Genomic DNA, 25,196 nt, shown 5'->3' with positions numbered 1-25,196 from the left:
GCTGCGCCCGGCCCGCAGCGGACGGCAGCGCGAAAGGCACCGTCACAGGGCCCGTGCCGCATACGCCCTGACGTCCGCGTCCGGGTCCGACGTGGCCTCGGCGAGGGCGGCGCGGGCGTCCTCGGTGTCGTTGTGCCGGGTCAGGGCCAGTGCGGCTGCCTTGCGTACGTCGGCGTTCTGGTCGGCCAGGGCCTTGGCGAGGGCAAGGACGGCCACCTTTGGCTCGGCGGCGGACAGCGCGGTCGCGGCACCTGACCTCACCTGCCAGGCAGACGCGGACAGAGCGGCCACCGCGCGTGCGGCGAGCGGTGCCGGACAGCCGGTGGTGCCCAGCGCCTCGTAGGCGGCGCCCTGGACCAGGGCGTCGGGGATGCCGGTGAGGTCGGCCAGGGCAGCGAGGATGACGGCGAGGCCGTCGCCGGATGCAAGATCTGCCACGACCTACGAGTTGAGCGGTCACCCCGCCTGACGGCTCACCCCAGCGCCGTGAGCCCAGGCGCGAACGCGATCAGCAGCGGCAGCAGCGGCACCAGGGCCGCCACCGTCGTCGTCAGCGCGCGGTGTCGGCGGCCCAACCGCGGGGGCGGCTCCAGGAGGCGGTCGACGCGTTCGCCGAGGAGGCGGTGGCTGGAGGCGCAGGACAGGACGCCGCGGTGCTGGTTCAGCTCGATCAGGGCGAGCGCCGTCGTCAGGTGGCCGCAGCGGCGGGACGCCGTGTCGTCGGCGGCCAGCTCCACCAGGCGGTGGGTCTGGTCGCAGAAGTGGGTGAACAGAGGGATGCGGGGGAAGCCGGTGGCGAGGGCGGTCGACAGGTGCAGCAGCCAGTCGTGGTGGGCGCGGGCGTGGTCGCGCTCATGGGTGAGGACGGCGTCGAGCTGGTGGTCGGTGAGGCGGTGCAGTGCGCCGGTCGTGACCACCAGCTGGGGCGGGCTGCCGGGCATCCACCAGGCGTCCGGGTACTCGTCCTCCAGCACCAGCAGCGGGCCGCGCGCCGCCTCCTCCAGCCCGGCGGGCAGCTCGGGCGCGCGTTCGCGCAGATGCGCCCGGGTCTGGCCACGGCGCCGGCGCGCCTCGACGAGCTCCCGGGCGAGCATCGCCGTCGTCCAGGCGGCGCCGCAGGCCAGCAGCAGGGTGAGGGCGGCGGACCAGGCCGGGGCGGCGGTCAGGTCGTACGCCGCGGTCACGGCCGGGGGTGCCGGCGCGAAGACGTGGTCGCGGAAGGTGTGGAAGACGGCGGCCGCGCCCAGCACGAGCGCCGTCAGACAGCACAGCAGGACGGTGGCGACCAGGCACTGCCACACCCACAGCGCGACCACGGGCTCCCGCTCGGGCCAGGCGGCCCGCACCAGGGCACGCGGAACCGGCACTGCGGCCATCAGGGCGACGACGCTCAGCAGGAGCAGGCAGACGGTCATGCCACGGTCTCCGGATCCTGGTCGGAGGAAGGGGCGGGGCGGTGGGGTGGTGCGGCTCGGCGCACAAGGCGCCCGCCGCCAGTATGACGGCGAACGGCGCGGGAGTCAGGGGACGACGGCCATCCGGTACGGCCATCTCGTATGTCCCGTACGAGTTCCCGCACGCCTCGTACGAGTACCCGCACGTCTCGTACGGCCGCCGTCACACCCCGCAACTTCCGCTCACTCCACCATGCTTGCCACGACTCACTCCACCGTGCCTGCCACGATCCGGCCGCTCACGTCGCCCAGGCCCACGCGGGTCCCGCCGGGCCCGGGCGCCCACGCCGACAACGTCACCACGTCCCCGTCCTCCAGGAACGTCCGCTTGCCCTCCGGAAGTTCCAGCGGATCCCGCCCGTTCCAGGTGAGCTCCAGCAGCGACCCGCGCTGCGCAGGCTCCGTACCGCTCACCGTGCCCGACCCGTACAGGTCCCCGGTCCGCAGGGAGGCACCGTTCACCGTCATATGGGCCAGCTGCTGCGCAGCCGTCCAGTACATGGTGGAGAACGGCGGCTCGGAGACGACGGAGCCGTTGATCGCGACGGAGATCCGCAGGTCGTACCCGCCGGGCTCGTCCTGCGCATCATCCAGATACGGCAGCAGCGCATGGGTGCGCTCCGGCGGTGCCACGCGCGCGTCCTCCAGTGCGTCCAGCGGGGTGATCCACGCCGACACCGACGTGGCGAAGGACTTGCCGAGGAACGGGCCGAGAGGGACGTACTCCCAGGCCTGGACGTCGCGCGCGGACCAGTCGTTGAGCAGGCACAGCCCGAACACGTGCTCCCGGAAGTCGCCGAGAACCACCGGCCGCCCGCGCTCCGAGGGCACGCCCACCACGAAACCGACCTCGGCCTCGATGTCCAGACGGACGGACGGCCCGAAGACGGGAGCCGCATCCGCCGGAGCCTTGCGCTGCCCGGACGGCCGTACGACGTCCGTGCCCGACACCACGACCGTGCCGGACCGCCCGTGGTAACCGATCGGGAGGTGCTTCCAGTTCGGCGTCAGCGAGTCCGCGGCGTCCGGGCGGAAGATCTGGCCGACGTTCCGTGCGTGGTTCTCGGAGGCGTAGAAGTCGACATAGTCCGCGACCTCGAACGGAAGATGCAGCGTCACCGACGACAGCGGGTGCAGGAAGGACCCGATCGCCTCCTGGTGGGCCGGCACTGTCACCCACGCCGTCAGCGCGCGCCGTACGTCCGACCAGGCGGTGCGGCCCGCGGCGAGCAGCGGGTTGAGCGAGGGCTGGGCGAGCAGCGAGACGTACGGCGAGCCGAGCGCTCGTGCCGCGGCGCCCGCGTCGAGGACATGGTCGCCGAGCCGGACGCCGACGGTCCGCTGCGTCGAGCCGGCGTGCGAGAAGACGCCGTACGGAAGGTTGTGCGGACCGAAGGGGTCGCCCTCGGGGACATCGAAGGGGGGCATGGGGTGCTGCCTCACTCTCACCTGTGTCGCGAACCGTCTGTCGTGTGCCATCTACGCGAACCGTCATATGGCCGCGCCACACGTTACGGCTGGGTTGCCTGTCTTGGGCAGTGTCTAAAGAGTTTGCAATGTCCGAATTGGGCTTGTCGGACGTGCCAATTCCGGCTTAGCGTCCTTTGGGGGACACGGACGGGGTGGGTCCGGTCCGTAGGGGGACGCGTGGGGGGACCCGTGGCCAGCAGCACGAGCAGTGTGCCTTTCCGGGCCGACCGTGAAGTGCCCGGCCTGATCGTCAAGTTCGGCGACTATCCGCTGCACCACGGTGGTGTGGGGGCGATCCGCAGCCTGGGCCGCCTCGGTGTGCCGATGTATGCGATCACAGAGGACCGTTACACGCCCGCCGCCGCCTCCCGCTATCTCAAGAAAGCCTTCGTCTGGCCGACCACCGGCACGGAGGACCCCGCCCATCTGGTGGAGGGCCTGCTGGGCGTCGGGCGGCGCATCGGGCGCCCCACCGTCCTCGTCCCCACCGACGAGGAGGCAGCCGTCCTGATCGCCGAGCACCAGGACGAACTCGCCGGCTCCTTTCTCTTCCCGCGTGTCGACCCCGCCCTGCCCCGCCGTCTGGCGAGCAAGCAGGGCCTGCACGAACTGTGCGTGGAACACGGCATCCCCAGCCCGACGGCCGCCTTCCCGCAGTCGTACGACGACATCGTCACGTTCGCCGAGAAGGCCCGCTTCCCGGTGGTGGCCAAGAACCGCGAGGCGTTCCTGCGGCGCAAGCAGCCCGCGGTGAACGGCACGACGCGGATCGGCACCCGCGAGGGCCTGCTGCGGCTGGCCCGCGACTGGGGCGAGCACCCCGGGGTGATCCTCCAGGAGTACCTGCCCAGGGAGGAGGCCGAGGACTGGATCGTGCACGCCTACTTCGACCAGGACTCGACCCCGCTGGCCATGTTCACCGGCGTCAAGGTGCGCTCCTGGCCGCCGCACGCGGGCATGACGGCCAACGCGTACGTCGTCGACAACCCGGAACTCGCGGACATCGCCGCGCGTTTCATCAAACAGATCGGCTTCACCGGCGTCATCGACCTCGACCTGCGCTTCGACCGGCGCGACGGTCAGTACAAGCTCCTCGACTTCAACCCGCGCATGGGCGCCCAGTTCCGGCTCTTCGAGAACGAGTCGGGGGTGGACGTCGTCCGCGCCATGCATCTGGACCTGACCGGCCGCACCGTCCCGGAGGGGGAACAGCGGGCCGGCCACCGGTACATCGTGGAGAACATCGACCTGCCCGCCCTGCTCGCCTACCGCCGCAGCGGCTATACGACGCCGCACGCACCGGCGAAGGCGAGCGGCACGGAGCTGGCCTGGCTCGCGGGTGACGACCCGCTGCCGTTCCTCACGATGCTCGCACGCTTCGTGCGGCCGGGCGCGAAGCACCTGTATCAGCTGTGGCGGACCAACCGCCGCGGCCGCACCACCAGTTCGGGGGGCTAGCCGACCGGTCAGCCGCCGGAGCCGAACCACACGAAGTGACGAAGTAAGCGTCCTGGGGAGGGACTTCGTGATTCAACCGGTTGCAGTCATCGGCGCCGGGCCCTTCGGCCTGTCGACCGCCGCCCACCTCCGAGCACGCGGCCTCCCGGTCCGCGTCTTCGGCGAACCCATGGTCAGCTGGCGCGACCACATGCCTGCCGGAATGCTCCTGAAGTCGACCCCCGCCGCCTCCAGCCTGGACGCGCCGCAGCAGGGTCACACGCTCGCCGACTACTGCGACGCCGCCGGCATCAGGCGGCTGGTGACGGACGAGGACATCATCCCGGTCGAGACCTTCATCGCCTACGGCGAGTGGTTCCAGCAGAAGCTGGTGCCCGAGCTGGAGCAGGTGCGGGTGGTCTCGGTGGACCGGCGCAAGGGCGGCGGCTTCGAACTGAAGCTGGACTCGGGCGAGTTGTTCACCGCCCGCGCGGTCGTCGTGGCCACCGGCCTGTCCGGCCTCGCGCACCTGCCGGCCGAACTGGCCACCGCCGCGGCGGACGGACCCACCCCCACGGGCCCGGTCTCCCACAGCTCCCAGCAGCACGACCTCACGCGCTACGCCGGCAAGGACCTGATCGTGGTCGGCGCCGGCCAGTCCGCGCTGGAGACCGCGGCGCTGGCGGCGGAGGCGGGCGCCCAGGTGAGGGTGGTCTCCCGCGGCCGCGGCAGGGTCGCCTTCGGCGCACCGCCGTGGAAGCAGCCGAGGCTGCGCCCCGAGTCGCCCTTCGGCCGCGCCTGGTCCCTGTGGGCCCTCAGCTACTACCCGCACCCCTACCGCTATCTGCCGGCCGAGGTCCGCCACTATCTGGTCCGCCGCGTCCTCGGCCCGCTCGGCGCCTGGTGGCTGCGCGACCGCTTCGAGGGAAAGGTGCAGGTCAGCGAGGTCGACCGGATAGTGCGGGCGGACGCGGCCGACGGCAGCCCGAAGCTGACGGTCCGCACTCACGCGGGCCGTACCGAGGACCTCTCCGCGGACCACGTCATCGCGGCCACCGGATACCGGGTGGACATCGCGGCCATGGACTTCCTCGGCCACGAACTGCGCACACGTCTGGCGGTGAGCCGCGGCACACCCAAACTGAGCGCGGGATACGTCTCCTCGGTCCCCGGCCTGTACTTCACCGGCCTGCCGGCCGCGGCGTCGTACGGCCCGGTGATGCGCTTCGTGTGCGGCACGGAGTTCGCCTCTCCGAGGCTGGCCGGTCACCTGGCGGCAGCGCACGGGTAGGCCGAGCCGGCAGGCCCCGCCTGATGATGAAGAGCCCACAAGGATAGGGGAGTTGTGCAAGGGGCGGGGGTGCACTCCGCCGTCGTCCGGTTCGCGATGAGTCGGTGGGGCGTCCTGTCCGTATTCTCTGATCATGGCCGCGCACAACGCATATGCACTCATCGCCACCGACCTGGACGGCACGCTGCTTCGAGGCGACGACACGCTCTCCGACCGGTCCCTCGCCGCGCTTGCGCGGGTGGCCGAGGCCGGCGCCCGGCACCTGGTCGTGACGGGTCGGCCGGCCCCCAGGGTGCGGCCGCTCCTCGACGAACTGGGCAGCAGGGGGCTCGCGGTGTGCGGGCAGGGCGCGCAGGTGTACGACATCGGCGCGGACCGTCTGCTGTGGTCCGTCACGCTGGACCGGGAGCTGGCCGAGACGGCCCTCGGCAAGATCGAGGCCGAGGTGGGGCAGGTGTACGCGGCTGTCGACCAGGACGGTGTGGAGGGGCTCACGCTCATCGAGCCGGGCTACCTGATGCCGCATCCGACGCTGCCGGCCGTACGGGTCGACCGGCGCGACGACCTGTGGTGCGAACCCATCAGCAAGGTGCTGCTGCGCCATCCCGACCTGTCCGACGACGAGTTGGCGGCGACGGCGCGCTCGGTGGTCGGTTCGCTGGCCACCGTCACCATGTCGGGGCCGGGGACCGTCGAACTCCAGCCATGCGGCATCACCAAGGCGACGGGCCTCGCACTGGCCGCCGCACACCTGGGACTCGGTCCGGAGCAGACGATCGCCTTCGGCGACATGCCCAACGACATCCCCATGTTCGACTGGGCCGCCCACGGCGTCGCCATGGCCAACGCCCACCCCGAACTCAAGGCGGTGGCCGACGAGATCACCTTGTCGAACGAGGACGACGGCATCGCCGTCGTCCTCGAGCGACTGTTCGTCGAGTTCGGGGAGCTCGACGAACTCGACGAACTCGGGCAGGTCGGGCTCGCGCCCTGAAGGGGCGCGGGGAACTGCGCGACCAGCCACGACCGCGCAGCAGATGACCAACGGCCCCTTGCGGCCCCGTCGCGGAGCTCTCAGTACGCGCCGAACACATTGTCGATCGACCCGTACCGCGCGGCAGCGTACTTGCAGGCGGCCGTGATGTTCGCGATCGGATCGAAGGGATTGAGCGCCGTGCCGGGCACGTGATACGCGAGGAACGTCGGGTCGATGACCTGCAGCAGACCCTTCGACGGGGTGCCGGCGACCGCGTTCGAGTCCCAGTTGTTGATGGCGGCCGGGTCGCCCGAGGACTCGCGGATGATGTTGCGGTAAATGCCGTTGTACGTCCCAGGAATTCCGTTTTGCTGCATGACCTGGAGGGCGCCCCGGATCCAGCCGTCGAGATTGTCGGCGTAGCCCATCGACTTCACGTTGGCCACGGTCGGCGTGGCCGCGGAGGCGCTGGTCGCCCCGATGAGCGGGAGGGCGAGAACGGCGGCGCCGGTACCGGCGACGGCGAGCTTGCGGGCGAGGCGGGCGTTTCTGGGGCGGCGGTGCTGACCTGTTGCGGGCATGGCGCGTTCCTCTCCGGCGCCTGCGAGGTGAGCTGTCGGGTTCGGGCGGGGAGATGCCCGGCCGCGCGGCCGTACAGCAGCGCGGCTTCACCCCGAGCCGGTCCGGGGGATGCCCGGTCCGGCGGCTTACCTGGTTCCCCCGCTCCTGCCGTGCGAGTGAGTTGGTCGATGGGTCGTGCCGGGGCGGCGGCAGGATTCGGCGTCCGCCCGACAGGCCGGGAACGTATGCGAGAGCACATGTCCGGAACAAGGGCCGGGTTTACGGATCATGCCTGTTGACCTTGGTCTGAGGCTTATGGGGCGCTTGATCCTTTGCGTTCGCCAAGCCTCAACTGGCTTGCCGGGGAGGGGGGAAGCGGTGAGGATCGGGTCCCCGCCGACCAGGCTTGCCGTGTGAGTCAAGTCACCGGCATCCGCAAGAGCGGCAAATCGGGCAATGATGCCAACTCTTGGTCAATCGACCCCTCTTGGCCGCCCATGCGTGGATGTCCACCGCGAGGGCGGAACCTCTCATGTGGTGCACGTCGTTGTCATAGCGGTCGTCCGGGGTGCGGTCCGGACGCTCAGGCGGTACGGCAGGCATTCGGGAGCGCCGGTACGGGCTCGTCCGTCAGGGGGGCGCCATATGTGCGCGTAGAGGCACGATTCCGGGAGCAGGACCCAGGGGTCCTCGCGCAGGCCGCCGCTTCCCTCTGGGCCGGCAGGCACGCTGACGACACACCGGCGGCACGCCTACAGGCGCGTCGGCAGACACACCGATAGACAAGTCGATGGATATCCGTTCTTATCAGGCGATCAAAAACATACCGGTCGTGATCCGATACCGCCCGGGCTGGACGGGTGGGTGGCATCGGTGATCGAAAGGTGACCGGATACGCTGACTTGAGTGATGTCAGCGACCTATCGACAAACCGTGTAACCGCCAGTAGACACCAGCAGACAGGAGACCCCTCGTGACCGTCGTCGGGCCGTTCGGGCTGAGCGTGCGGGACCAGGCTCTGGAAGCCGATGTCCAGGCCGGATTGGCGGCCGTCGAGGAAGGTTTGCTCGAAGCCACCAAGAGCGAGGTGCCCTTCATCACGGAGGCCGCCCAGCACCTGGTGCGGGCCGGTGGAAAGCGGTTTCGTCCGCTGCTCGTGATGCTTGCCGCCCAGTTCGGTGACCCGTATGCGCCGGGGGTCGTGCCGTCTGCCGTGGTGGTGGAGCTCACCCATCTGGCGACGCTGTACCACGACGACGTGATGGACGAGGCGGCGGTGCGGCGCGGCGTGGACAGCGCCAACACCCGCTGGGGCAACTCGGTCGCGGTCCTCACCGGCGACTTCCTGTTCGCGCGCGCCTCGCACATCCTGGCCGACCTCGGGCCCGAGGCGGTCCGGGTCCAGGCGGAGGCGTTCGAGCGGCTGGTCACCGGGCAGATCCTGGAGACGGCGGGGCCGCAGGACGGGCGGGACCCGGTCGACCACTACCTGGACGTGCTCGGCGGCAAGACGGGCTCGCTGGTGGCAGTGTCGTGCCGCTTCGGGGCGATGATGTCGGGCGCCGACGAGACGGTCGTGGACGTGCTGACGCAGTACGGGGAGCGGCTCGGGGTCGCCTTCCAGCTGGCGGACGACGTGCTGGACATCGCGTCCGACTCGCGCGAGTCGGGGAAGACGCCGGGGACCGACCTCCGCGAGGGGGTCCCCACCCTTCCGGTGCTCCGGCTGCGGGAGCGGGCGGCGCGGCTGGGACTCGCCGAGGACATCGCCCTGTGCGAGCTGCTGGACTCCGACCTGAGCGACGACGCACGGCACGCGGAGGCGCTCTCCGGACTGCGGGCGCATCCTGCGCTGGAGCAGGCGCGCCGGGACACCGTGCGGTACGCGGAGGATGCGCGTGCGGCGCTGGCTCCGCTGGCGGAGTGCGACGCGAAGCTCGCGCTGATGGAGATGTGCGACGCCGTGGTGCATCGGGCCGGTTGAGCTGCCGGTCGACCTGCGTTTCGAGCGATGTGACACACGTCACAAGTCTGGACTGAGTCCAAACTAAGATCGCTTCCGTAGTCATACCCAGAAGGCCGACGCAGGGGGTGTCGGCCGGTCTACGGGGAGAAAACAGAATCATGGGCATGAACGCGACGTTCTCGAAGCGCCGTAAGAGCCTGATCATCACCGCTGTCTCGGTGGCCGCCGCCGGCGGTATCGCCGCTGCGGTGATTCCCGCCCACGCCACCGGAGGGACCGCGTCCGGCGGCACCGGGGGGACCCTCCTGGCCGCAAGTCTGCGGGGTGCCAACGAGGTTCCCGTGGCGGGCGGTCCCGCCGTCGGCGACCAGGACGGCGCCGCTGTGGAGTTCATCAAGGTGCAGGACGACAAGGTGTCCGTCGCCGTGACCTGGCGCGGCACCGGCAAGCCGACCATGCTCCACATCCACCAGGGCGCCAAGGGCACCAACGGCGGCGTCAGGGTCGACTTCACCGACCTGCTGAAGAACAGCAAGCGACACAGCGTCACCGGCACGGTCAAGGTCAAGGACGCCGGCCTGCTCGCCGCTCTCAAGTCCGACCCGGGTTCGTTCTACGCCAACCTGCACACCACCGAGTTCCCCGGCGGGGCCGTCCGCGGTCAGCTCCACAAGGTCACCGTCGCCGCCTTCGACTTCCGTGACGCCCTGCACAACTTCCAGGCGTCCGTGGTCAAGGGCAAGCAGATCTACGAGTGCAAGCCGGCCGACGGCGGCGGTTACGCCTTCGCCCAGCGGGACGTCAGTGCCCTGCTCGGCGGCGGCATCCGGCACTCCTTCGTCGCGCCCAACTCCGGTACGCCGCAGTGGGTCGCGCCGGACGGAAGCGCGGTGACCGGGGCCCTCCTGTCCAAGACGCCGAACGGGGACGGCAACATCCCCGAGCTCGACCTCAAGGCCACCCAGTCGGGCAAGCACCACGGCCTGCTCGCGGACACCGCGGAGATCCTGCGGCTCAACACCGTCGGCGGAGTGGCCCCGTCCGGTTCCTGCACGCCCGGCGCGATCGTCGGCGTCCCGTACCGGGCGGACTACGTCTTCGTACAGAACTGAGTTGATACGAGCTCACCTCGGGCGGCGTCTTCCCCGCGCAACCGCTACGACCCCTACGGGTCGGGGGAGGCGCCGCCCTCTCGTGTCATACCCCAGGTGTACATGGAGTTGGCTCCCGGGTCTGACGCTTCTTCCTGGCCGATTTGGTGAGATGGAAACCACGGAAATCACCACTCCTCACCGATTCGGGTGAGAATGGCGGCTCGGGGTGGACAACAGAAACACGCGAGTTGGACAGGCCGCCGCCGACGACGGAGGTAGCGCACACATGGCACCGAACGAATCCGACGACAGCACGACCGCCGGGGAGGCCGACGACCTGCGCGCGGGCCGGCGCAAGGCCGCGCGGTACGTCGTCCCGGTCGCGGTGGTGGGGGTGGCGGCGGCGACCATCGGGCTCGTCCCGGCGCTCGCCGATTCGGGCGACCCCGACCTGCCGAAGATCAGCGCGCAGCAACTCATCGACAAGATCGCCAAGTCGGACGTACAGCAGATGTCCGGCACGGTGAAGATCACCACGGATCTGGGGCTGCCGAACCTCGGCGGTCTCGAGAGCAGCCTGATGTCCGGCGCCGGCAAGTCGGGCGACGGCTCGTCCGCCGACCCGACCTCCAAGCTCACGGAGCTCGCGACCGGCACGCACACCCTGCGCGTCGCGGCCGACGGCCAGGACAGGCAGAAGCTGTCACTGCTGGAGAACGCGGCCGAATACAGCATCGTCCACAACGGCAAGGACGTCTGGGGCTACGACAGCCAGTCGAACGAGGTCTACCACTCGACCGCCCCCGACGGCGCGGCGAAGCAGCAGAAGGAAGACGTCCCCGCCACGCCCAAGGACCTCACCAAGGACGCCCTGAAGTCGGTCGACGACACCACCTCGGTGACCGTCGAGGGGACCGCCCAGGTCGCGGGCCGTGACGCGTACCGGCTGGTCATCAAGCCCAAGCAGTCCGGCTCGACGGTCGGTCAGATCACCGTGGCCGTGGACTCGAAGACCGGGCTGCCGCTGAAGTTCACGCTGACCCCGTCGAGCGGCGGCGCCGCCGTGATCGACGCCGGCTTCACCCAGGTCAGCTTCGCCAGGCCGAGCGCCTCGACCTTCAACTTCACCCCGCCCAAGGGCGCGAAGGTCACCGAGGACAAGCAGGCCGAGCACGGCCTGAAGGGCAGCGAGAAGAGCTGGAAGGGCGAGCAGGGCGGCAAGAGCGAGAAGGGCGACAAGACCGGCGGGTCCGACGAGAACGCCGCCAAGGGGCTCGACGGGCTGAACGTCATCGGCAAGGGCTGGAACTCCATTGCCACCTTCGACACCGGTGGCCAGGGCGTCCCGTCCGGCTCCAAGGCCGGCGGTGACTTCGGCGGCTTCCTCGACTCGCTCGGCGACAAGGTCACCGGCAAGTTCGGCTCGGGCACGGTCTTCAAGACCCGCCTGATCAACGCCCTGATCACCGACAACGGCAAGGTCTACGTCGGCGCGGTGAGCAAGGGCGCGCTGGTGAAGGCGGCGAACGCGGGCTAGCCGGGAATCCGGGCGAGCCGGGAACCTTGCGCGGCGGCCGTACGTAATCACTGTACGTAGTCGTCGCGTTGGGGTCGTACGAGCACGAATCGAGGAGCCGATGGACGAGCCGTCCGCCACGGAGCCGGAGCGGGATCGGGAGGACGCGGGGGAGAGCGTGATCGCCACCCGCGGCCTCACCAAGCGCTACCGCGGCGGGCAGCTCGCCGTCGACGGCCTGGATCTGACCGTCCCGGCAGGCAGCGTCTTCGGCTTCCTCGGTCCGAACGGCTCGGGCAAGACCACCACCATCCGCATGCTGATGGGCCTCATCGAGCCCACGTCGGGCGCGGCGCGCGTGCTCGGGCGGCCCATGCCGCGGTCCTCGCGCGCCGTGCTCCCGCACGTCGGCGCCCTCATCGAGGGCCCCGCCCTGTACGGCTTCCTCTGCGGCCGCGACAACCTTCTGCGCTACGACGCCGCCGACCCGACCGCCGATCCGCGCACCCGTCGCGCCCGCGTCGCGACGGCGCTGGACCGGGTGGGCCTGACCGCGGCAGCCGGCAAGAAGGCGAAGGCGTACTCGCTGGGCATGAAGCAGCGGCTCGGTCTCGCGGCCGCGCTGCTCCAGCCGCGCAGACTGCTCGTGCTCGACGAGCCGACCAATGGGCTCGACCCGCAGGGCATGCGCGAAATCCGTTCACTGGTAAGGGAGTTGGCCTCCGACGGCACGACCGTCTTCCTCTCCTCCCACCTTCTCGACGAGATCGAGCAGGTCTGCACCCATGCCGCGGTGATGGCGCAGGGCCGACTGATCACCCAGGGCTCCGTGGCGGACCTGGCCGCGGGGGTGCGCGGCCGGCTGGTCGTCACCACGCCCGACACCGGGGACGCGGCCCGTGTACTGAAGGAGCAGGGCGCCGCCGACGTCGTCGTCACCGACGACCGGGTGACCGCGGAGCCTCCGGACCGCGACCTCGCCGAGGTGAACGCGGCGCTGGTGACGGCCGGTGTCCGCGTCCGAGGGTTCGGCGTCGAACGAGCCTCCCTGGAGGACGCGTTCGTGGCACTGACGGGGGAGGGATTCGATGTCGCAGGCTGAAGCCATCCGCAGTCCACGGCTGCTGTGGACCTTCGGGCTCCTCCGCAGCGAACTGCTCACCACCTTCCGCCGCTGGCGCACACTCGCGCTGCTGGCCGTGCTGGCGGGCGTGCCGATTCTGGTCGGGATCGCCGTCAAGATCGAGACGAGTGGCGGTTCGTCCGTCGGCGGGGGCAGGGACGGCGGGGGCGGCGGTCCCGCGTTCATCTCGCAGATCACCAACAACGGTCTGTTCCTGGTCTTCACCGCGCTGGCCGCGACGCTCCCGTTCTTCCTGCCGATGGCGATCGGCGTGATCGCGGGCGACGCCATCGCCGGCGAGGCGAACTCGGGCACCCTCCGCTACCTCCTGGTCGCCCCCGCCGGCCGCACCCGCCTCCTGCTCACCAAGTACGCGACCGTGATGGCCTTCTGTCTGGTCGCCACCCTCGTGGTCGCCGTCTCGGCGCTCACCGTCGGGGCGCTCCTCTTCCCGCTGGGTGACCTGACGACCATCTCGGGCACGCAGATCAGTTTCACCGAGGGCCTGGGCAGAGCCCTGCTGATCGCCCTGATCGTCGCCGTGTCCCTGATAGGCGTCGCGGCACTCGGCCTGTTCGTCTCGACGCTGACCGGCAGTGGCATCGCGGCGATGGCGACGACCGTGGGCCTGCTGATCACCGTCCAGATCCTCGACCAGATCCCCCAGCTCCACGCGATACAGCCGTACTTCTTCTCCCACTACTGGCTGTCCTTCGCCGACCTGATGCGCGATCCGGTCTACTGGGACGACCTGGTGAAGAACCTCGAGATCCAGGCCCTGTACGCGGCCGTGTTCGGCTCGGCGGCCTGGGCGCGGTTCACGACGAAGGACATCACGGCGTAGAGCTCAGAGCTCTATGCTCCGCCTGCCTCGTGCGGGAAGCGGGCGAGCGGTGCTTCCCGTGTGAAGAAGCTCTTGGCGCGGGTCAGCGCGTCCTCGTCGTTCAGTACATCACCGCGCCTGCTGCCGTTGCCGAGCAGTACGCCTCCGAAGCGCATGCCCAGATAGGCGGCCGAGTTGTTGAGCGTGCCGGCCAGCGGGTCGGCGACCGACGGCTCGTGGTCCGCGAGTGCGGCGACGCCCCAGAGCGTGCGGCCGGCCATGGCCGCCTTGAAGTCGAGTCCGGGGGTGCGCAGCCAGCCCGACCAGTAGTCCAGGTAGCGCTTGGTGAGTCCGGACAGCGAGTACCAGTACAACGGGGAGGCGATCACGACGTCGGTGGCCGCCAGTGTGGCATCGAGCAGAAGTGCGGGGGTGGTTCCGGTGGGCGGGTGCACATGGTCGCTGTCGCGCCGCAGGTCCACGAAGTCGGGCAGCGGGTGCTCGGCGAGAGAGATCCACTGCTGCTCGACGTCAGGGGGCAGCTGCTCGGCGGCCCGGCGGGCGAGCAGCTCGGTATTGCCGTCGGTGCGGCTGCTGCCCAGGACGAACAGGAAGCGGCGGTGGGTCATGAGGTCCCCCAGACGATCGGCGAGATGGCAGGCGCAGAACAATTACAGGCATCTGCATTATATGTGCACGCATGTATATGTCCAGGGGGCACCGAAGCCCGCAGCCCAGGCGTCCAGAGGGGCACCGAAGCCCGCAGCCCCGGCCCCTCACCTACGCCGGGCAGCCGCCCCCGTGAGCCGGGCCAGCGCCTCCGTCTCGCGTGGTGGTGTTCCGCCCAGGTCGCCGAGGCGCCAGCCGGACACCCACGGCACCCGGTACACGTCGACGAGCGACTCGATCAGCCGGACCTGCTTGTCGAGCGGCCGCGGCAGCCGTCCCGGCGCGTCCGCGACGAGCACGACGGCGTCGAGGTCGAGCCCCGGCGGGGCCTCCCCGAGCCGGAAGACCTCCAGGGTGCGCAGGACGGCCGCGAGCCCCGAAGCGTGCGTACGGGCGACGAGCAGCACGGACCAGGGGTCTTCCGGCCCGGGCCAGTCACGGCCGCAGTCGTGACCGCCGTAGACGGCGGCGAGTGTGGAGACACCGGCGCCGCCGTGCGTACCGACCCAGGAGTAGTGGCGGGCGGTGGCGCTGGACTGGGCGGGCTCCTGCGGTCCCGGCTCCGGTACGGTGACCGGACCGCGGATCCAGATCTCCGGTCCCTGCTGCACATCCGTTCGCATGCCCGCTCTCCTCCCTCGTCACGCCCACCGGTCCGCACTGCGCCGGTCGGCCACACGACAGGACCGGGCTCCTGGGACGAGTCTGTGACGCCACGGTGACCGGAGGACCTGGGGCTACCGGAGAGACTCAACAGTACGTGCACGAACGGATCTTGACGCCGGGGGAGCGGGAACCCGACGGCGGGAGGGAGCACCATGGAACCCGAACGCGCTGTCCGCAGACTCCCCGACGCAGACGCATCCGAGTGAGGGAACCGATGGCTCGACTCAGCCGCGACAACAAGCGGGAACAGAAGCGCGCCGAGGGCTCGGCGGCCCTTGTGGCGGCACCGATCGACGTCCGCGTCCCCGCAGCCGGCCCGGTCGGCGCCTGGATCGGCGGCGTGCCGGTCACCGCGGCCGCCGGGGAGGAGGTCCAGCAGGCCGTCCTCAACCACCTCCACCGCATCGCCCTCGCCACCGGCCACCCCGTCCACGCCACGGTCCACGACGAGCGGATCGGTTACGTCGTACACCTTCAGGTGGAGACGGACGGGGCCAGCAGCTTTACCGGGGAACCCGTAGGGATGACTGCTGCCGCGGGGGAGCCGAGGGACGTGGCGGAGGGTCCACCGCCCCCGCCGCCCCTGCTGCCCGCGCCGCCCCCGCCGTCCCCGTCGCCCCGGTCGCCTGTCGAGCCGGAGGTCGCCGCAGCCGCCGTAGAACCGCGGCAGCCCGAGCAGCCGCCGCAGCGTGACAAGCCGACGCACGTTCTGCGGGCGACCGCGGAACCCGCGCGGGAGACCGCCCCGACCTTCCCGTTCCGGGCGGTGCCGGAGCCGCAGCCGCTGGGGGAGAACGTGCCGGCGTTCCCCCCGCGGGCCGACCCCGAGCCGCCGGTCGGCACCGGCGGATCCGCGCCGACGTTCGCGCTGCGTGCGCTGCCGGAACCGCCCCAGGACAGGGCTCCCGGCACGGTCGCGGCCCCGACGGGCGAGTTCGGCCCGCCCCCGCCGATGGACGCCGTACCGCAGCGTGCCCCCGAGCCGGAGGACGCACCCGCCCCCCGCCCGGAAAAACCCGCACCCGGGCCCGGGTCCGGCCGCTCGACCGGTGGCCCCCTCCTCATGGTCCCGCCGGACCCGGCCCTCGACCCCGACCCCAAGCCCACCCCCGTCCGCGGCTTCGACGCCGTGGCCGAGGCCGTCCTCGGTGACGAACCGCCGACCGCCCCCGCGTTCCTCGCGGAGCCGATGGCGCAGATCAACGAGGCAGTGAAGGCAGGGCGGACAGAGACGGCGGCGCGGCTCGCCGAGAGCACGGTCGAGGAGGCGTCGGCGGCGCTCGGACCGGAGCACACCGAGGTGCTCCGACTGCGCGAACTCAGCGCGTACATCGCCTACTTGGCGGGCGACCCGATCCGTGCCTTCCGGCTCTCGCTCGACCTCGCCCGGACCCACCGTCGCGCCCGGGACGCGGAGGCGGCCTACGGCAACATCCAGAGCGCGGCCACCGCCTGGCGTGCCGTGCGCGACCCACAGCAGGGCCTGGACCTGGGCCGCGATCTGATCGCCCTGTGGACCGAGCTCACGGCCGAGGAGGGCCCGGCGGCGGACGAGATCGAGCGGCTGGAATCGGCCCGCGCCCGTATGGGCCGGCTCACGGAACGCGCCCGCAAGTCGGCCCAGTGACCACCGAGCGGAACGTCTACTCCGACAACTCCCACACCGCGTGGGCGATCGCGTCGCTGTTGTGGTCCAGGGCGGTGTCGTCGATGTTGGACGTCGTGTCGCAGGACGAGTGGTAGCAGGCGTCGAAGGCCTTCCCCGACGTACCGCCCCACTCGGCCGCCTGGGCCGCCGTCTTCACATAGTCGGCGCCGCTGAACAGCCCGCCCACCGGGACGCCCGCGTCCTTGAACGGTGCGTGGTCGGAGCGGCCGTCGCCCTCGGTCTCGGGCTCGGTGGCGATGCCGAGGCCGGTGAAGTAGTCCTTGAACGTCTTCTCGATCGCCGGGTCGTCGTCGTAGACGAAGTAGCCCGGGTTCGGCGAGCCGATCATGTCGAAGTTCAGATAGCCGCTGATCTTCGAGCGATTTGCGGCGGAGAGACTGTCGACGTAGTGGCCGGAGCCGACGATGCCCAGCTCCTCCGCGCCCCACCAGGCGAAACGCAGATGCTTGGTGGGCTGGTAGCCGGCCCGTGACACGGCGAGCGCGGTCTCCAGGATGGCGGCCGAACCGGAGCCGTTGTCGTTGATGCCGGGACCGGCGCTGACGCTGTCCAGGTGGGAACCCGCCATGACGACCTGGCCGGCGTCCCCGCCCGGCCAGTCGGCGATCAGGTTGTAGCCGGTGCGGCCGGATGACGTGAACTGCTGGACGGTGGTGGTGAATCCGGCCGCGTCCAGCTTGGCCTTCACATAGTCGAGCGAGGCCTTGTAACCGGCGCTGCCGTGCGCGCGGTTGCCGCCGTTGGCGGTGGCGATGGACTGCAGCTGGGCGAGGTGGGCCTTGACGTTCGCCACGGAGATGTCGGGCGCGGCGGCAGCGGCCGGCGCGGGCGCCGCACCGGTTATGGATCCGCCGGTCAGGAGCATGACAGCCGAAACACCGACGGCTGCCACTGCACGCCCGGAAACGGAGAGCTTCATGTGGGGGGCTCCGAATTCCTTGGAGTGAATTGGGTCCCCGGATGGTGAAGCTTTTACCAACTAGGAGTCAAGAGCGTTATCAGGACAGCGAGTTCGCATAACGGAACATCCGGCGCGCAGGGGCTCCCCGCTGTGACCTACTGCACGCAGAACTCGTTCCCCTCCGGGTCCGCCATCACCACCCACTCCCCGGCCGGCTCCTTCACCCGCCGCAGCACACTCGCCCCCAGCCCCTCCAGTCGCTCGACCTCGCCGTCCCGCAGCCCGTCACCGGGGTGCAGATCGAGATGCAGCCGGTTCTTGACGGTCTTCGCCTCCGGCACTCGCTGGAACAGCAGCCGCCGCCCGAGACCGGTCCCCCGGTCCTTGTCGTACGGGTCGTCCGGATGCCGCACGGCAATCAGGTCCCGGAAGGCCGCGCGGCCATGAAAGTCGACCGTGGCCGCGGCAGGCAGCGCACCGAGCTCCAGCAGCCGCTCGACGAGCGCACCGTTGTCCTCGACCTCGTACCGCAGCGCGGCGGCCCAGAAGTCGGCCTGCGCATGCGGATCCTCAGCGTCGATGACGAGCTTCCAGTGGACGGGTACGGGTGTCTGTGTCATGGGACCACTTATAGCGGCCGGGTACGACACTCAGCCCGTCCGGCGTTTGAGGACGAGGCCCCTTAAGGGCCGAAGCGGGGGTCTGGGGGCAGAGCCCCCAGTCAGACGTCCACTGCAGCGGACGCCGGCGTCTCAACCTCCGGCACACTCACCCGGCGGCCAAACCGCCGCGCGGAGCGCCCCGCATCCCACGTCAGCAAACACAGAGCAACCCACACCAACGCGAACCCGGCCCACCGATCCGCCGGCATCGACTCATGGAAGTACAGAACCCCGAGCAGAAACTGAAACACCGGCGCCAGATACTGCAGCAGCCCCAGCGTCGACAACGGCACCCGAATCGCGGCCGCCCCGAAACAGACCAGAGGCAACGCGGTCACCACCCCGGTCGCGGCGAGCAGCGCCCCGTGCCCCGCCCCTTCCGTCGCGAACGTCGACTCGCCCCGCGAGCTCAGCCACACCAGATAACCCACCGCGGGCAGGAACTGGATCGCGGTCTCCGCGGCCAGCGACTCGATCCCGCCGAGATTGACCTTCTTCTTCACCAGTCCGTACGTGGCGAACGAGAAGGCGAGCGTGAGCGAGATCCACGGCGGCTGCCCGTACCCCACCGTGAGCACGATCACCGCCGTGAAGCCGGTCCCGACCGCCACCCACTGCACGGGCCGCAGCCGTTCCTTCAGGAGCAGCACGCCCATGGCGATGGTGACCAGCGGATTGATGAAGTACCCGAGCGAGGCCTCGACCACGTGCCCGCTGTTCACGGACCAGATGTACACGCCCCAGTTGACGGTGATGACCGCCGCCGCCACCGCGACCAGCCCCAGCCGCCGCGGCTGCCGCAGCAGTTCGCCGGCCCAGGCCCAGCGCCGCATCACGACGAGCGCGGCGCCCACGAAGACGAGCGACCAAGCCATCCGGTGGGCGAGGATCTCGACCGCTCCGGCGGGCTTCAGCAGGGGCCAGAAAAGAGGGACGAGCCCCCACATTCCATATGCCGCGAAGCCGTTCAGCAGTCCTACGCGCTGCTCGCCCTTCGGCTTCCCGGTCACGGGGCCCTCCTCACCTCGTTGCGCACGCGTGCCAGGCAGAAGGTAACGCCGAGCACCCCCGCCTGTCATGCCCGTATCGCCATACGGTCATGACAGGCGGGGGTGGTGCACCCGAGGCCCGCCGGGGGAGTCCGGCCTCTAGGTGCCCGGGTGTCCCGGTTGCCCGGGGGTGTCAGCCCTTGACCGCCACCGCGATGGCGTCGGCGAGCGGCGTGGTCGGACGGCCGGCCAGGCGGGACAGGTCGCCGGTGGAGACGACCAGCTCGCCCTTCTCGATGGAGGTGTCCACGCCCGCGATGATCGCGGCGAGCGGACCGGGCAGCCCGGCGCCGGCCAGGATCCCGGTGAAGGCCTCGACCGAGACGGGGCTGTAGGCGATCTCCTTGCCGGTCTGCTTGCTGAGCTCGGCCGCGTACTCGGCAAAGCTCCACGCCTCGTCGCCGCCCAGCTCGTACGTCTTGTTCTCGTGCCCCTCACCGGTCAGTACGGCGACGGCGGCGGCCGCGTAGTCGGCGCGCGAGGCGGAGGAGACGCGGCCCTCACCGGCGGCCTGGACGACGGCGCCGTGCTCCAGCACGGGGGCCAGGTTCTCCGTGTAGTTCTCGTGGTACCAGCCGTTGCGCAGCAGCGCGTACGTCACGCCGGACGCGAGGAGCGCCTCTTCGGTGCCCCGGTGGTCGTCGGCGAGCGCGGCCTTCAGGCTGCCCGGGGCGCTGGTGTAGGCGAGCAGGGCGACACCGGCGGCCTTCGCGGCGTCGATGACCACCTTGTGCTGGGCGACGCGGCCCTTGTCGAACTCGTTGCCCGAGATGAGCAGGACCTTGTCACCGGCCGAGAAGAGGCTGCCGAAGGTCTCGGGCGCGTTGTAGTCGGCCACGGCGATCTTCACGCCGCGCGCGGCGAAGTCGGCGCCCTTCGCCTCGTCGCGTACGACGGCGGTGATCTGCTCTGCCGGGACCTTCTCCAGCAGCTGCTCCACGACATGACGGCCGAGGTGTCCGGTGGCTCCGGTGACGACGATGCTCATGATCTGCGATCTCCTTGTGGGGTGCGGATGCCACTAACCCTAGGAGGTGCGCTAACTCTTGGAAAGTACCCACTTTGAAGTAAGGTACTGGCATGGCCGTAAGTAACCCGGAAGTCGCCGTCGAGTCCGTAGCCGTCGGCAAGTACGACACCGGCGAGGCGATGTGCCCGTACCGCCTCGTCCTGGAACACCTCACCAGCCGCTGGGGCGTCCTGGTCCTGATCGAACTCCTGGAGCGCCCGTACCGCTTCAGCGAACTGCGCCGGGCCATCGGCCGCGTCAGCGAGAAGATGCTCACCCAGACCTTGCAGACCCTGGAGCGCGACGGCCTGGTGAACCGCGACGCCAAGCCGGTGATCCCGCCGAGGGTCGACTACTCGCTGACCGACCTGGGGCGCGAGGCGGCGCAGCAGGTGCGGGCCCTGGCGGTGTGGACCCAGGAGCGGATGGACGCCGTACAGCAGGCGCGGGACGCGTACGACGCGGCGAAGCGGCAGCGCTGACCAGGGGCTGAGCAGGGCTGACGCGACCGTCGGCACCGGCTGGACGCATGCGGCGGGCGCTCGCCGGGCACACGAGTGTCAGGGCGCGGACGGGCAGGAGCGGTACGTCCCTCCATGCGCCCCCTCTCCGCCTTCCGCACCGCCTGGCGGCACGGGGCACGCTGGAGGAGGGATGTCATGCCCTGCCGTGCGCCGGACCGTGCATCGGCGGCCAGTGCACGGTCACCTGATCCAGGGGGATTCCTCGACATGGCTTTACGGCGGAGCGCGGCCGCGCGAAGTATCGGTTCTGCACTGGCGGCGGGGCTGGGGCTGATGCGGGTGTCCTTCGCCCGGGGCACCCGGCGGCGCCAGGAAGAGCTGCTGCTGGAGCTGCTGAAACAGCTCGCGCTGATGACCGAGGAGATCCACCGGGCCAACCTCATCCAGCACTACCGCCTCACCACCGACCAGCTGGACCGGGCCAGCGACGACTCCGCGCTCGCCGACGCGTCGAGCACGCTGGACGGCCTCAGTGATCTGAGGCGCCGCCAGATGATGTACGCCAACCGGCAGTTCGGCGCTCTCGTCCTCGCGCACCGCGTGGGCGCGCTCGACTGGGACCAACTGCTCGGGCATCTGCGGGTGCTGTGCCGCAACTCCGTGTTCGCCGAGTACTGGGACCGCACGGCCGAGCACCGGCGGAGCCTGCCGGGGGAGTCCGTGGACGCGAAGGTCGGCGTGGTCGTCGACGTCATGCTGGAGGAACTGGCCGACGATCCGGACGAATGGTGGGTGGTGGGCTCGGTACCTGAGCCCCCGGCGCATGAATGAGCCGCTCCGTGCGCCCGACGATCCAAGTGGGGGCAGTGCGCGCCGCATAGTCGTGCGTGTCGCAGCACATCAATAAGTGCGACGGGTTTTTCGGGGTGGGCCGAACAGGGCCGCACCCCGCTCAGGCGGGGCTACCGGCCCCGGGAGGGGACGGCCCAGTTGCACGACGAGTTCCAGTCCGTCCGGATCGCGCGCCGCCTCGGCGATCCACCTCGTAAAAGAGGCAGCTACACCCAGGAAACCTGCCCCGATCTATTCGAACTGAGTGACGGAAACTTTGCCGTCATCGGCACCGAAGCCACGACCGCCCTCGACCCCCACCTACCCCAGGACGCCGCCCGAGCCGACTACGAACGCATTGTCGTGATCAGCCGAGAGACCCTCATCCGCGCCAAGAAGGACATCCCCGACGCCTGACATCCACCTCCGACCCCTGACATCCGACCCCGACCCCTGACGTCCGAAACCGAGGGCCCGGATGCCGTACCGCCGCATCCGGGCCCTCCGTATATCCGTCACTGGCACCCTTGTCCGTCAGTGGCGCCTCAGCCGACGACCGTCCAGGTGTCCCCGCCCGCCAGCAGCGCGGCCAGGTCGCCCTTGCCGTTCTGCACGATCGCCGTGTCCAGCTGGTCGGCCATCTGGGTGTCGTACACCGGCCGGTCCACGGACCGCAGCACACCGATCGGGGTGTTGTGCAGGGTGTCCGGATCGGCCAGCCGGGACAGTGCGAAGGCGGTGGTCGGCGACTCGGCGTGGGCGTCGTGGACCAGGATCCGAGACTCGTTGTCCGCGGTCACATCGACCACCTTCAGGTCACCGGTGACCGCATCCCGGACCACGCCACGAGAACCGTCCGCGCCGAAGCGGATCGGCTGCCCGTGCTCCAGCCGGATCACCGCCTCCTCGGCCTGCTGCTTGTCTTTCAGCGCCTCGAAGGCGCCGTCGTTGAAGATGTTGCAGTTCTGGTAGATCTCGATGAGCGCCGTGCCCGGATGGGCGGCCGCCTCGCGCAGCACGGACGTGAGGTGCTTGCGGTCGGAGTCGATCGTCCGCGCGACGAAGGACGCCTCCGCGCCGATCGCCAGGGACACCGGGTTGAAGGGCGCGTCGAGCGACCCCATCGGCGTCGACTTGGTGATCTTGCCGACCTCGGAGGTCGGCGAGTACTGCCCCTTGGTCAGGCCGTAGATCCGGTTGTTGAAGAGCAGGATCTTGAGGTTGACGTTGCGGCGCAGCGCGTGGATGAGGTGGTTGCCGCCGATGGAGAGGGCGTCGCCGTCGCCGGTGACCACCCACACGGACAGGTCCCTGCGCGAGGAGGCCAGACCCGTCGCGATGGCCGGGGCCCGCCCGTGGATGGAGTGCATGCCGTACGTGTTCATGTAGTACGGGAAGCGGGACGAGCAGCCGATGCCCGAGACGAAGACGATGTTCTCCTTGGCCAGACCCAGCTCCGGCATGAAGCCCTGGACGGCCGCCAGGATCGCGTAGTCACCGCAGCCGGGGCACCAGCGCACTTCCTGATCGGACTTGAAGTCCCTCATGGACTGGCGGGCCTCGGCCTTGGGAACGAGCGAAAGCGCCTCGATCGTGCCCGTGCCTTCCGTGGACGTCTCAGCCATCGATGGCCTCCTTGAGAGCCGTGGCGAGCTGCTCAGCCTTGAACGGCATGCCGTTCACCTGGTTGTACGAGTGGGCGTCGACCAGGTATTTCGCCCGGATCAGCGTGGCGAGCTGACCGAGGTTCATCTCGGGAATCACCACTTTGTCGTAACGCTTCAACACCGTGCCGAGATTCCGCGGGAACGGGTTGAGATGGCGCAGATGGGCCTGCGCGATGGACTCCCCGGCCGCGCGCAGCCGCCGTACCGCGGCGGTGATCGGTCCGTAGGTCGAGCCCCAGCCGAGCACCAGCGTGGCGGCCTCGTGCGGATCGTCGACCTCCAGATCCGGTACGTCGATGCCGTCGATCTTGGCCTGCCGGGTGCGGACCATGAAGTCGTGGTTGGCGGGGGCGTACGAGATGTTCCCGGTGCCGTCCTCCTTCTCGATGCCGCCGATGCGGTGTTCGAGACCGGGCGTGCCGGGGATGGCCCAGGGTCGGGCGAGGGTCTGCGGGTCGCGCTTGTACGGCCAGAAGACGTCGGTGCCGTCCTCCAGGGTGTGGTTCGGGCCTCGCGCGAACTGCACGGTCAGGTCCGGGAGTTCGTCCAGCTCCGGGATGCGCCAGGGCTCCGAGCCGTTGGCCAGATAGCCGTCGGAGAGCAGCATCACCGGGGTGCGGTACGTCAGCGCGATCCGCGCCGCCTCCATGGCCGCGTCGAAGCAGTCGGCGGGCGTGCGAGGCGCGATCACCGGGATGGGGGCCTCGCCGTTGCGCCCGAACATGGCCTGCAGCAGGTCGGCCTGCTCGGTCTTGGTCGGCAGTCCGGTGGACGGCCCGCCGCGCTGGATGTCGATGACCAGCAGCGGCAGCTCCAGCGAGACGGCCAGCCCGATGGTCTCGCTCTTGAGCGCCACACCGGGGCCGGACGTGGTCGTGACCCCCAGCGAGCCGCCGAAGGCCGCGCCCAGCGCGGCGCCGATGCCGGCGATCTCGTCCTCCGCCTGGAAGGTCCGTACACCGAAGTTCTTGTGCTTGCTCAGCTCGTGCAGGATGTCCGAGGCCGGCGTGATCGGGTACGAGCCCAGGAACAGCGGCAGGTCGGCCTGGCGCGAGGCCGCGACCAGGCCGTAGGCGAGAGCGAGATTCCCGGAGATGTTGCGGTAGGTGCCGGTCGGAAAGGCGGTGGCGGCGGGCGCCACCTCGTACGACACCGCGAAGTCCTCGGTCGTCTCGCCGAAGTTCCAGCCCGCGCGGAAGGCGGCGATGTTGGCCTCGGCGATCTGGGGCTTCTTCGCGAACTTGGCCCGCAGGAACTTCTCGGTCCCCTCGGTCGGCCGGTGGTACATCCAGCTCAGCAGCCCGAGCGCGAACATGTTCTTGCTGCGCTCGGCCTCCTTGCGGGAGAGATCGAACTCCTTGAGCGCCTCGACCGTCAGCGTGGTCAGCGGCACCTCGTGCAGGCTGTACCCGTCGAGCGAGCCGTCCTCCAGAGGAGAAGCCGCATAGCCGACCTTCTGCATCGCCCGTTTGGTGAACTCGTCCGTGTTGAGGATGATCTCCGCGCCGCGCGGCAGGTCGGCGATGTTGGCCTTGAGGGCGGCGGGGTTCATGGCGACCAGCACATTGGGCGCGTCGCCCGGGGTGAGGATGTCGTGGTCGGCGAAGTGGAGCTGGAAGGACGACACACCCGGCAGGGTCCCGGCAGGAGCCCGGATCTCGGCGGGGAAGTTGGGAAGGGTGGACAGGTCGTTCCCGAAGGACGCGGTCTCGGAGGTGAAACGGTCACCGGTGAGCTGCATACCGTCACCGGAGTCCCCCGCGAACCGGATGATCACCCGGTCCAGCCTGCGTACATCCTTTGTTCCGCCCGGCCCCCGCTGCTCTCCGACGACGGCTCCGTCTGCCTGCTCCGCTGTCCTGCTGACCTGGCTGGTCACTGAACTGGACCTCCCTCGA

At 70.2% G+C, this 25,196-nt stretch carries 23 protein-coding genes, 1 pseudogene and 1 riboswitch; of the genes and pseudogenes, 12 read left to right on the top strand and 12 right to left on the bottom strand.

What is annotated here, in order from left to right:
* Window positions 1-42 precede the first annotated feature (42 nt).
* The 3 genes and pseudogenes from P2Q00_RS28050 to fahA form a co-directional block, all read right to left on the bottom strand.
* Window positions 43-402: pseudogene (locus P2Q00_RS28050) on the bottom strand (HEAT repeat domain-containing protein); the annotation flags it as partial.
* 71 nt (window positions 403-473) lie between these two features.
* Window positions 474-1,415 carry a M56 family metallopeptidase gene (locus P2Q00_RS28045; protein WP_275775672.1) on the bottom strand — a complete coding sequence of 314 codons (942 nt, stop codon included), beginning with the start codon at window positions 1,413-1,415 and terminating at the stop codon, window positions 474-476.
* Between the two features lie 246 nt (window positions 1,416-1,661).
* Entirely contained in the window at window positions 1,662-2,882 is a 1,221-nt protein-coding gene (gene fahA, locus P2Q00_RS28040; RefSeq protein ID WP_275775671.1) for a fumarylacetoacetase, read from the bottom strand.
* A gap of 231 nt (window positions 2,883-3,113) precedes the next feature.
* Here fahA and P2Q00_RS28035 point away from each other — a divergent pair, with 231 nt between their 5' ends.
* The 3 genes from P2Q00_RS28035 to P2Q00_RS28025 all read left to right on the top strand — a co-directional run bounded on the left by P2Q00_RS28035 (window position 3,114) and on the right by P2Q00_RS28025 (window position 6,646).
* Window positions 3,114-4,382 (top strand): carboxylate--amine ligase, encoded by a 1,269-nt coding sequence (locus tag P2Q00_RS28035; RefSeq protein WP_275775669.1) that lies wholly within the window; start codon window positions 3,114-3,116, stop codon window positions 4,380-4,382.
* Between the two features lie 67 nt (window positions 4,383-4,449).
* Complete coding sequence (locus tag P2Q00_RS28030; protein ID WP_275775668.1) at window positions 4,450-5,652, top strand: FAD-dependent oxidoreductase; 1,203 nt, start codon at window positions 4,450-4,452, stop codon at window positions 5,650-5,652.
* 133 nt (window positions 5,653-5,785) lie between these two features.
* A complete protein-coding gene (locus P2Q00_RS28025; protein WP_275775667.1) occupies window positions 5,786-6,646 on the top strand; it encodes an HAD family hydrolase in 861 nt (286 codons plus the stop codon).
* A gap of 80 nt (window positions 6,647-6,726) precedes the next feature.
* Here P2Q00_RS28025 and P2Q00_RS28020 read toward each other — a convergent pair whose 3' ends face one another.
* Window positions 6,727-7,209 carry a transglycosylase SLT domain-containing protein gene (locus P2Q00_RS28020; protein WP_275775666.1) on the bottom strand — a complete coding sequence of 161 codons (483 nt, stop codon included), beginning with the start codon at window positions 7,207-7,209 and terminating at the stop codon, window positions 6,727-6,729.
* Between the two features lie 4 nt (window positions 7,210-7,213).
* Window positions 7,214-7,386, bottom strand: a riboswitch (cyclic di-AMP (ydaO/yuaA leader).
* A gap of 776 nt (window positions 7,387-8,162) precedes the next feature.
* On the opposite strand from P2Q00_RS28020, the gene P2Q00_RS28015 reads away from it, so the two are divergent.
* The 5 genes from P2Q00_RS28015 (at window position 8,163) to P2Q00_RS27995 (ending at window position 13,732) form a co-directional block, all read left to right on the top strand.
* Window positions 8,163-9,173, top strand: coding sequence for a polyprenyl synthetase family protein (locus P2Q00_RS28015; protein ID WP_275775665.1), 1,011 nt, complete (start codon window positions 8,163-8,165; stop codon window positions 9,171-9,173).
* Between the two features lie 140 nt (window positions 9,174-9,313).
* Window positions 9,314-10,267, top strand: coding sequence for a CHRD domain-containing protein (locus tag P2Q00_RS28010; protein WP_425579596.1), 954 nt, complete (start codon window positions 9,314-9,316; stop codon window positions 10,265-10,267).
* Window positions 10,268-10,535: 268 nt separating this feature from the next.
* On the top strand, window positions 10,536-11,786 hold the full coding sequence (locus P2Q00_RS28005; RefSeq protein ID WP_275775663.1) for a LolA family protein: 1,251 nt from the start codon (window positions 10,536-10,538) through the stop codon (window positions 11,784-11,786).
* Between the two features lie 100 nt (window positions 11,787-11,886).
* Complete coding sequence (locus P2Q00_RS28000; protein WP_275775662.1) at window positions 11,887-12,867, top strand: ABC transporter ATP-binding protein; 981 nt, start codon at window positions 11,887-11,889, stop codon at window positions 12,865-12,867.
* A complete protein-coding gene (locus tag P2Q00_RS27995; protein WP_275775661.1) occupies window positions 12,854-13,732 on the top strand; it encodes an ABC transporter permease in 879 nt (292 codons plus the stop codon). Before P2Q00_RS28000 ends, P2Q00_RS27995 begins: the two co-directional genes overlap by 14 nt.
* Window positions 13,733-13,743: 11 nt before the next feature.
* Here the strand turns inward: P2Q00_RS27995 and P2Q00_RS27990 are convergent, their stop codons facing one another.
* Together P2Q00_RS27990 and P2Q00_RS27985 are read right to left on the bottom strand one after the other, a co-directional pair.
* Entirely contained in the window at window positions 13,744-14,340 is a 597-nt protein-coding gene (locus tag P2Q00_RS27990; protein WP_275775660.1) for a flavodoxin family protein, read from the bottom strand.
* A 147-nt stretch (window positions 14,341-14,487) separates the two neighbouring features.
* The gene (locus P2Q00_RS27985; protein ID WP_275775658.1) at window positions 14,488-15,003 is read right to left on the bottom strand and encodes a DUF6668 family protein; all 516 of its coding nucleotides are present in this window, start codon (window positions 15,001-15,003) and stop codon (window positions 14,488-14,490) included.
* A 257-nt stretch (window positions 15,004-15,260) separates the two neighbouring features.
* Between P2Q00_RS27985 and P2Q00_RS27980 the strand changes: the two genes are divergently transcribed.
* The gene (locus tag P2Q00_RS27980; RefSeq protein WP_275775657.1) at window positions 15,261-16,673 is read left to right on the top strand and encodes a tetratricopeptide repeat protein; all 1,413 of its coding nucleotides are present in this window, start codon (window positions 15,261-15,263) and stop codon (window positions 16,671-16,673) included.
* A gap of 16 nt (window positions 16,674-16,689) precedes the next feature.
* Here P2Q00_RS27980 and P2Q00_RS27975 read toward each other — a convergent pair whose 3' ends face one another.
* From P2Q00_RS27975 to P2Q00_RS27960, 4 genes are all read right to left on the bottom strand, one after another.
* Entirely contained in the window at window positions 16,690-17,634 is a 945-nt protein-coding gene (locus P2Q00_RS27975) for a M28 family metallopeptidase (protein ID WP_275775655.1), read from the bottom strand.
* A gap of 137 nt (window positions 17,635-17,771) precedes the next feature.
* A complete protein-coding gene (locus tag P2Q00_RS27970) occupies window positions 17,772-18,236 on the bottom strand; it encodes a VOC family protein (RefSeq protein ID WP_275775653.1) in 465 nt (154 codons plus the stop codon).
* 101 nt (window positions 18,237-18,337) lie between these two features.
* Window positions 18,338-19,288, bottom strand: coding sequence for an EamA family transporter RarD (rarD, locus tag P2Q00_RS27965; protein ID WP_275775652.1), 951 nt, complete (start codon window positions 19,286-19,288; stop codon window positions 18,338-18,340).
* A 172-nt stretch (window positions 19,289-19,460) separates the two neighbouring features.
* Window positions 19,461-20,315 carry an SDR family oxidoreductase gene (locus P2Q00_RS27960; protein ID WP_275775651.1) on the bottom strand — a complete coding sequence of 285 codons (855 nt, stop codon included), beginning with the start codon at window positions 20,313-20,315 and terminating at the stop codon, window positions 19,461-19,463.
* A 92-nt stretch (window positions 20,316-20,407) separates the two neighbouring features.
* On the opposite strand from P2Q00_RS27960, the gene P2Q00_RS27955 reads away from it, so the two are divergent.
* From P2Q00_RS27955 to P2Q00_RS27945, 3 genes are all read left to right on the top strand, one after another.
* Complete coding sequence (locus P2Q00_RS27955; protein WP_275775649.1) at window positions 20,408-20,818, top strand: winged helix-turn-helix transcriptional regulator; 411 nt, start codon at window positions 20,408-20,410, stop codon at window positions 20,816-20,818.
* Between the two features lie 249 nt (window positions 20,819-21,067).
* Complete coding sequence (locus tag P2Q00_RS27950) at window positions 21,068-21,631, top strand: DUF6082 family protein (RefSeq protein ID WP_275775648.1); 564 nt, start codon at window positions 21,068-21,070, stop codon at window positions 21,629-21,631.
* 159 nt (window positions 21,632-21,790) lie between these two features.
* Window positions 21,791-22,048, top strand: a complete 258-nt coding sequence (locus tag P2Q00_RS27945; RefSeq protein WP_275775647.1) for a hypothetical protein — start codon at window positions 21,791-21,793, stop codon at window positions 22,046-22,048.
* Between the two features lie 128 nt (window positions 22,049-22,176).
* Here the strand turns inward: P2Q00_RS27945 and P2Q00_RS27940 are convergent, their stop codons facing one another.
* Both P2Q00_RS27940 and P2Q00_RS27935 read right to left on the bottom strand, forming a co-directional pair.
* Complete coding sequence (locus P2Q00_RS27940) at window positions 22,177-23,256, bottom strand: 2-oxoacid:ferredoxin oxidoreductase subunit beta (protein ID WP_275775645.1); 1,080 nt, start codon at window positions 23,254-23,256, stop codon at window positions 22,177-22,179.
* Entirely contained in the window at window positions 23,249-25,177 is a 1,929-nt protein-coding gene (locus P2Q00_RS27935) for a 2-oxoacid:acceptor oxidoreductase subunit alpha (RefSeq protein WP_275775644.1), read from the bottom strand. The genes P2Q00_RS27940 and P2Q00_RS27935 overlap by 8 nt, the downstream gene beginning before the upstream one ends.
* Window positions 25,178-25,196 lie beyond the last annotated feature (19 nt).

This window comes from Streptomyces coacervatus (genome assembly GCF_029223485.1).
Taxonomy (GTDB): Bacteria; Actinomycetota; Actinomycetes; order Streptomycetales; family Streptomycetaceae; genus Streptomyces; species Streptomyces coacervatus.
This window is presented reverse-complemented; position numbering and strand designations above follow the sequence as displayed.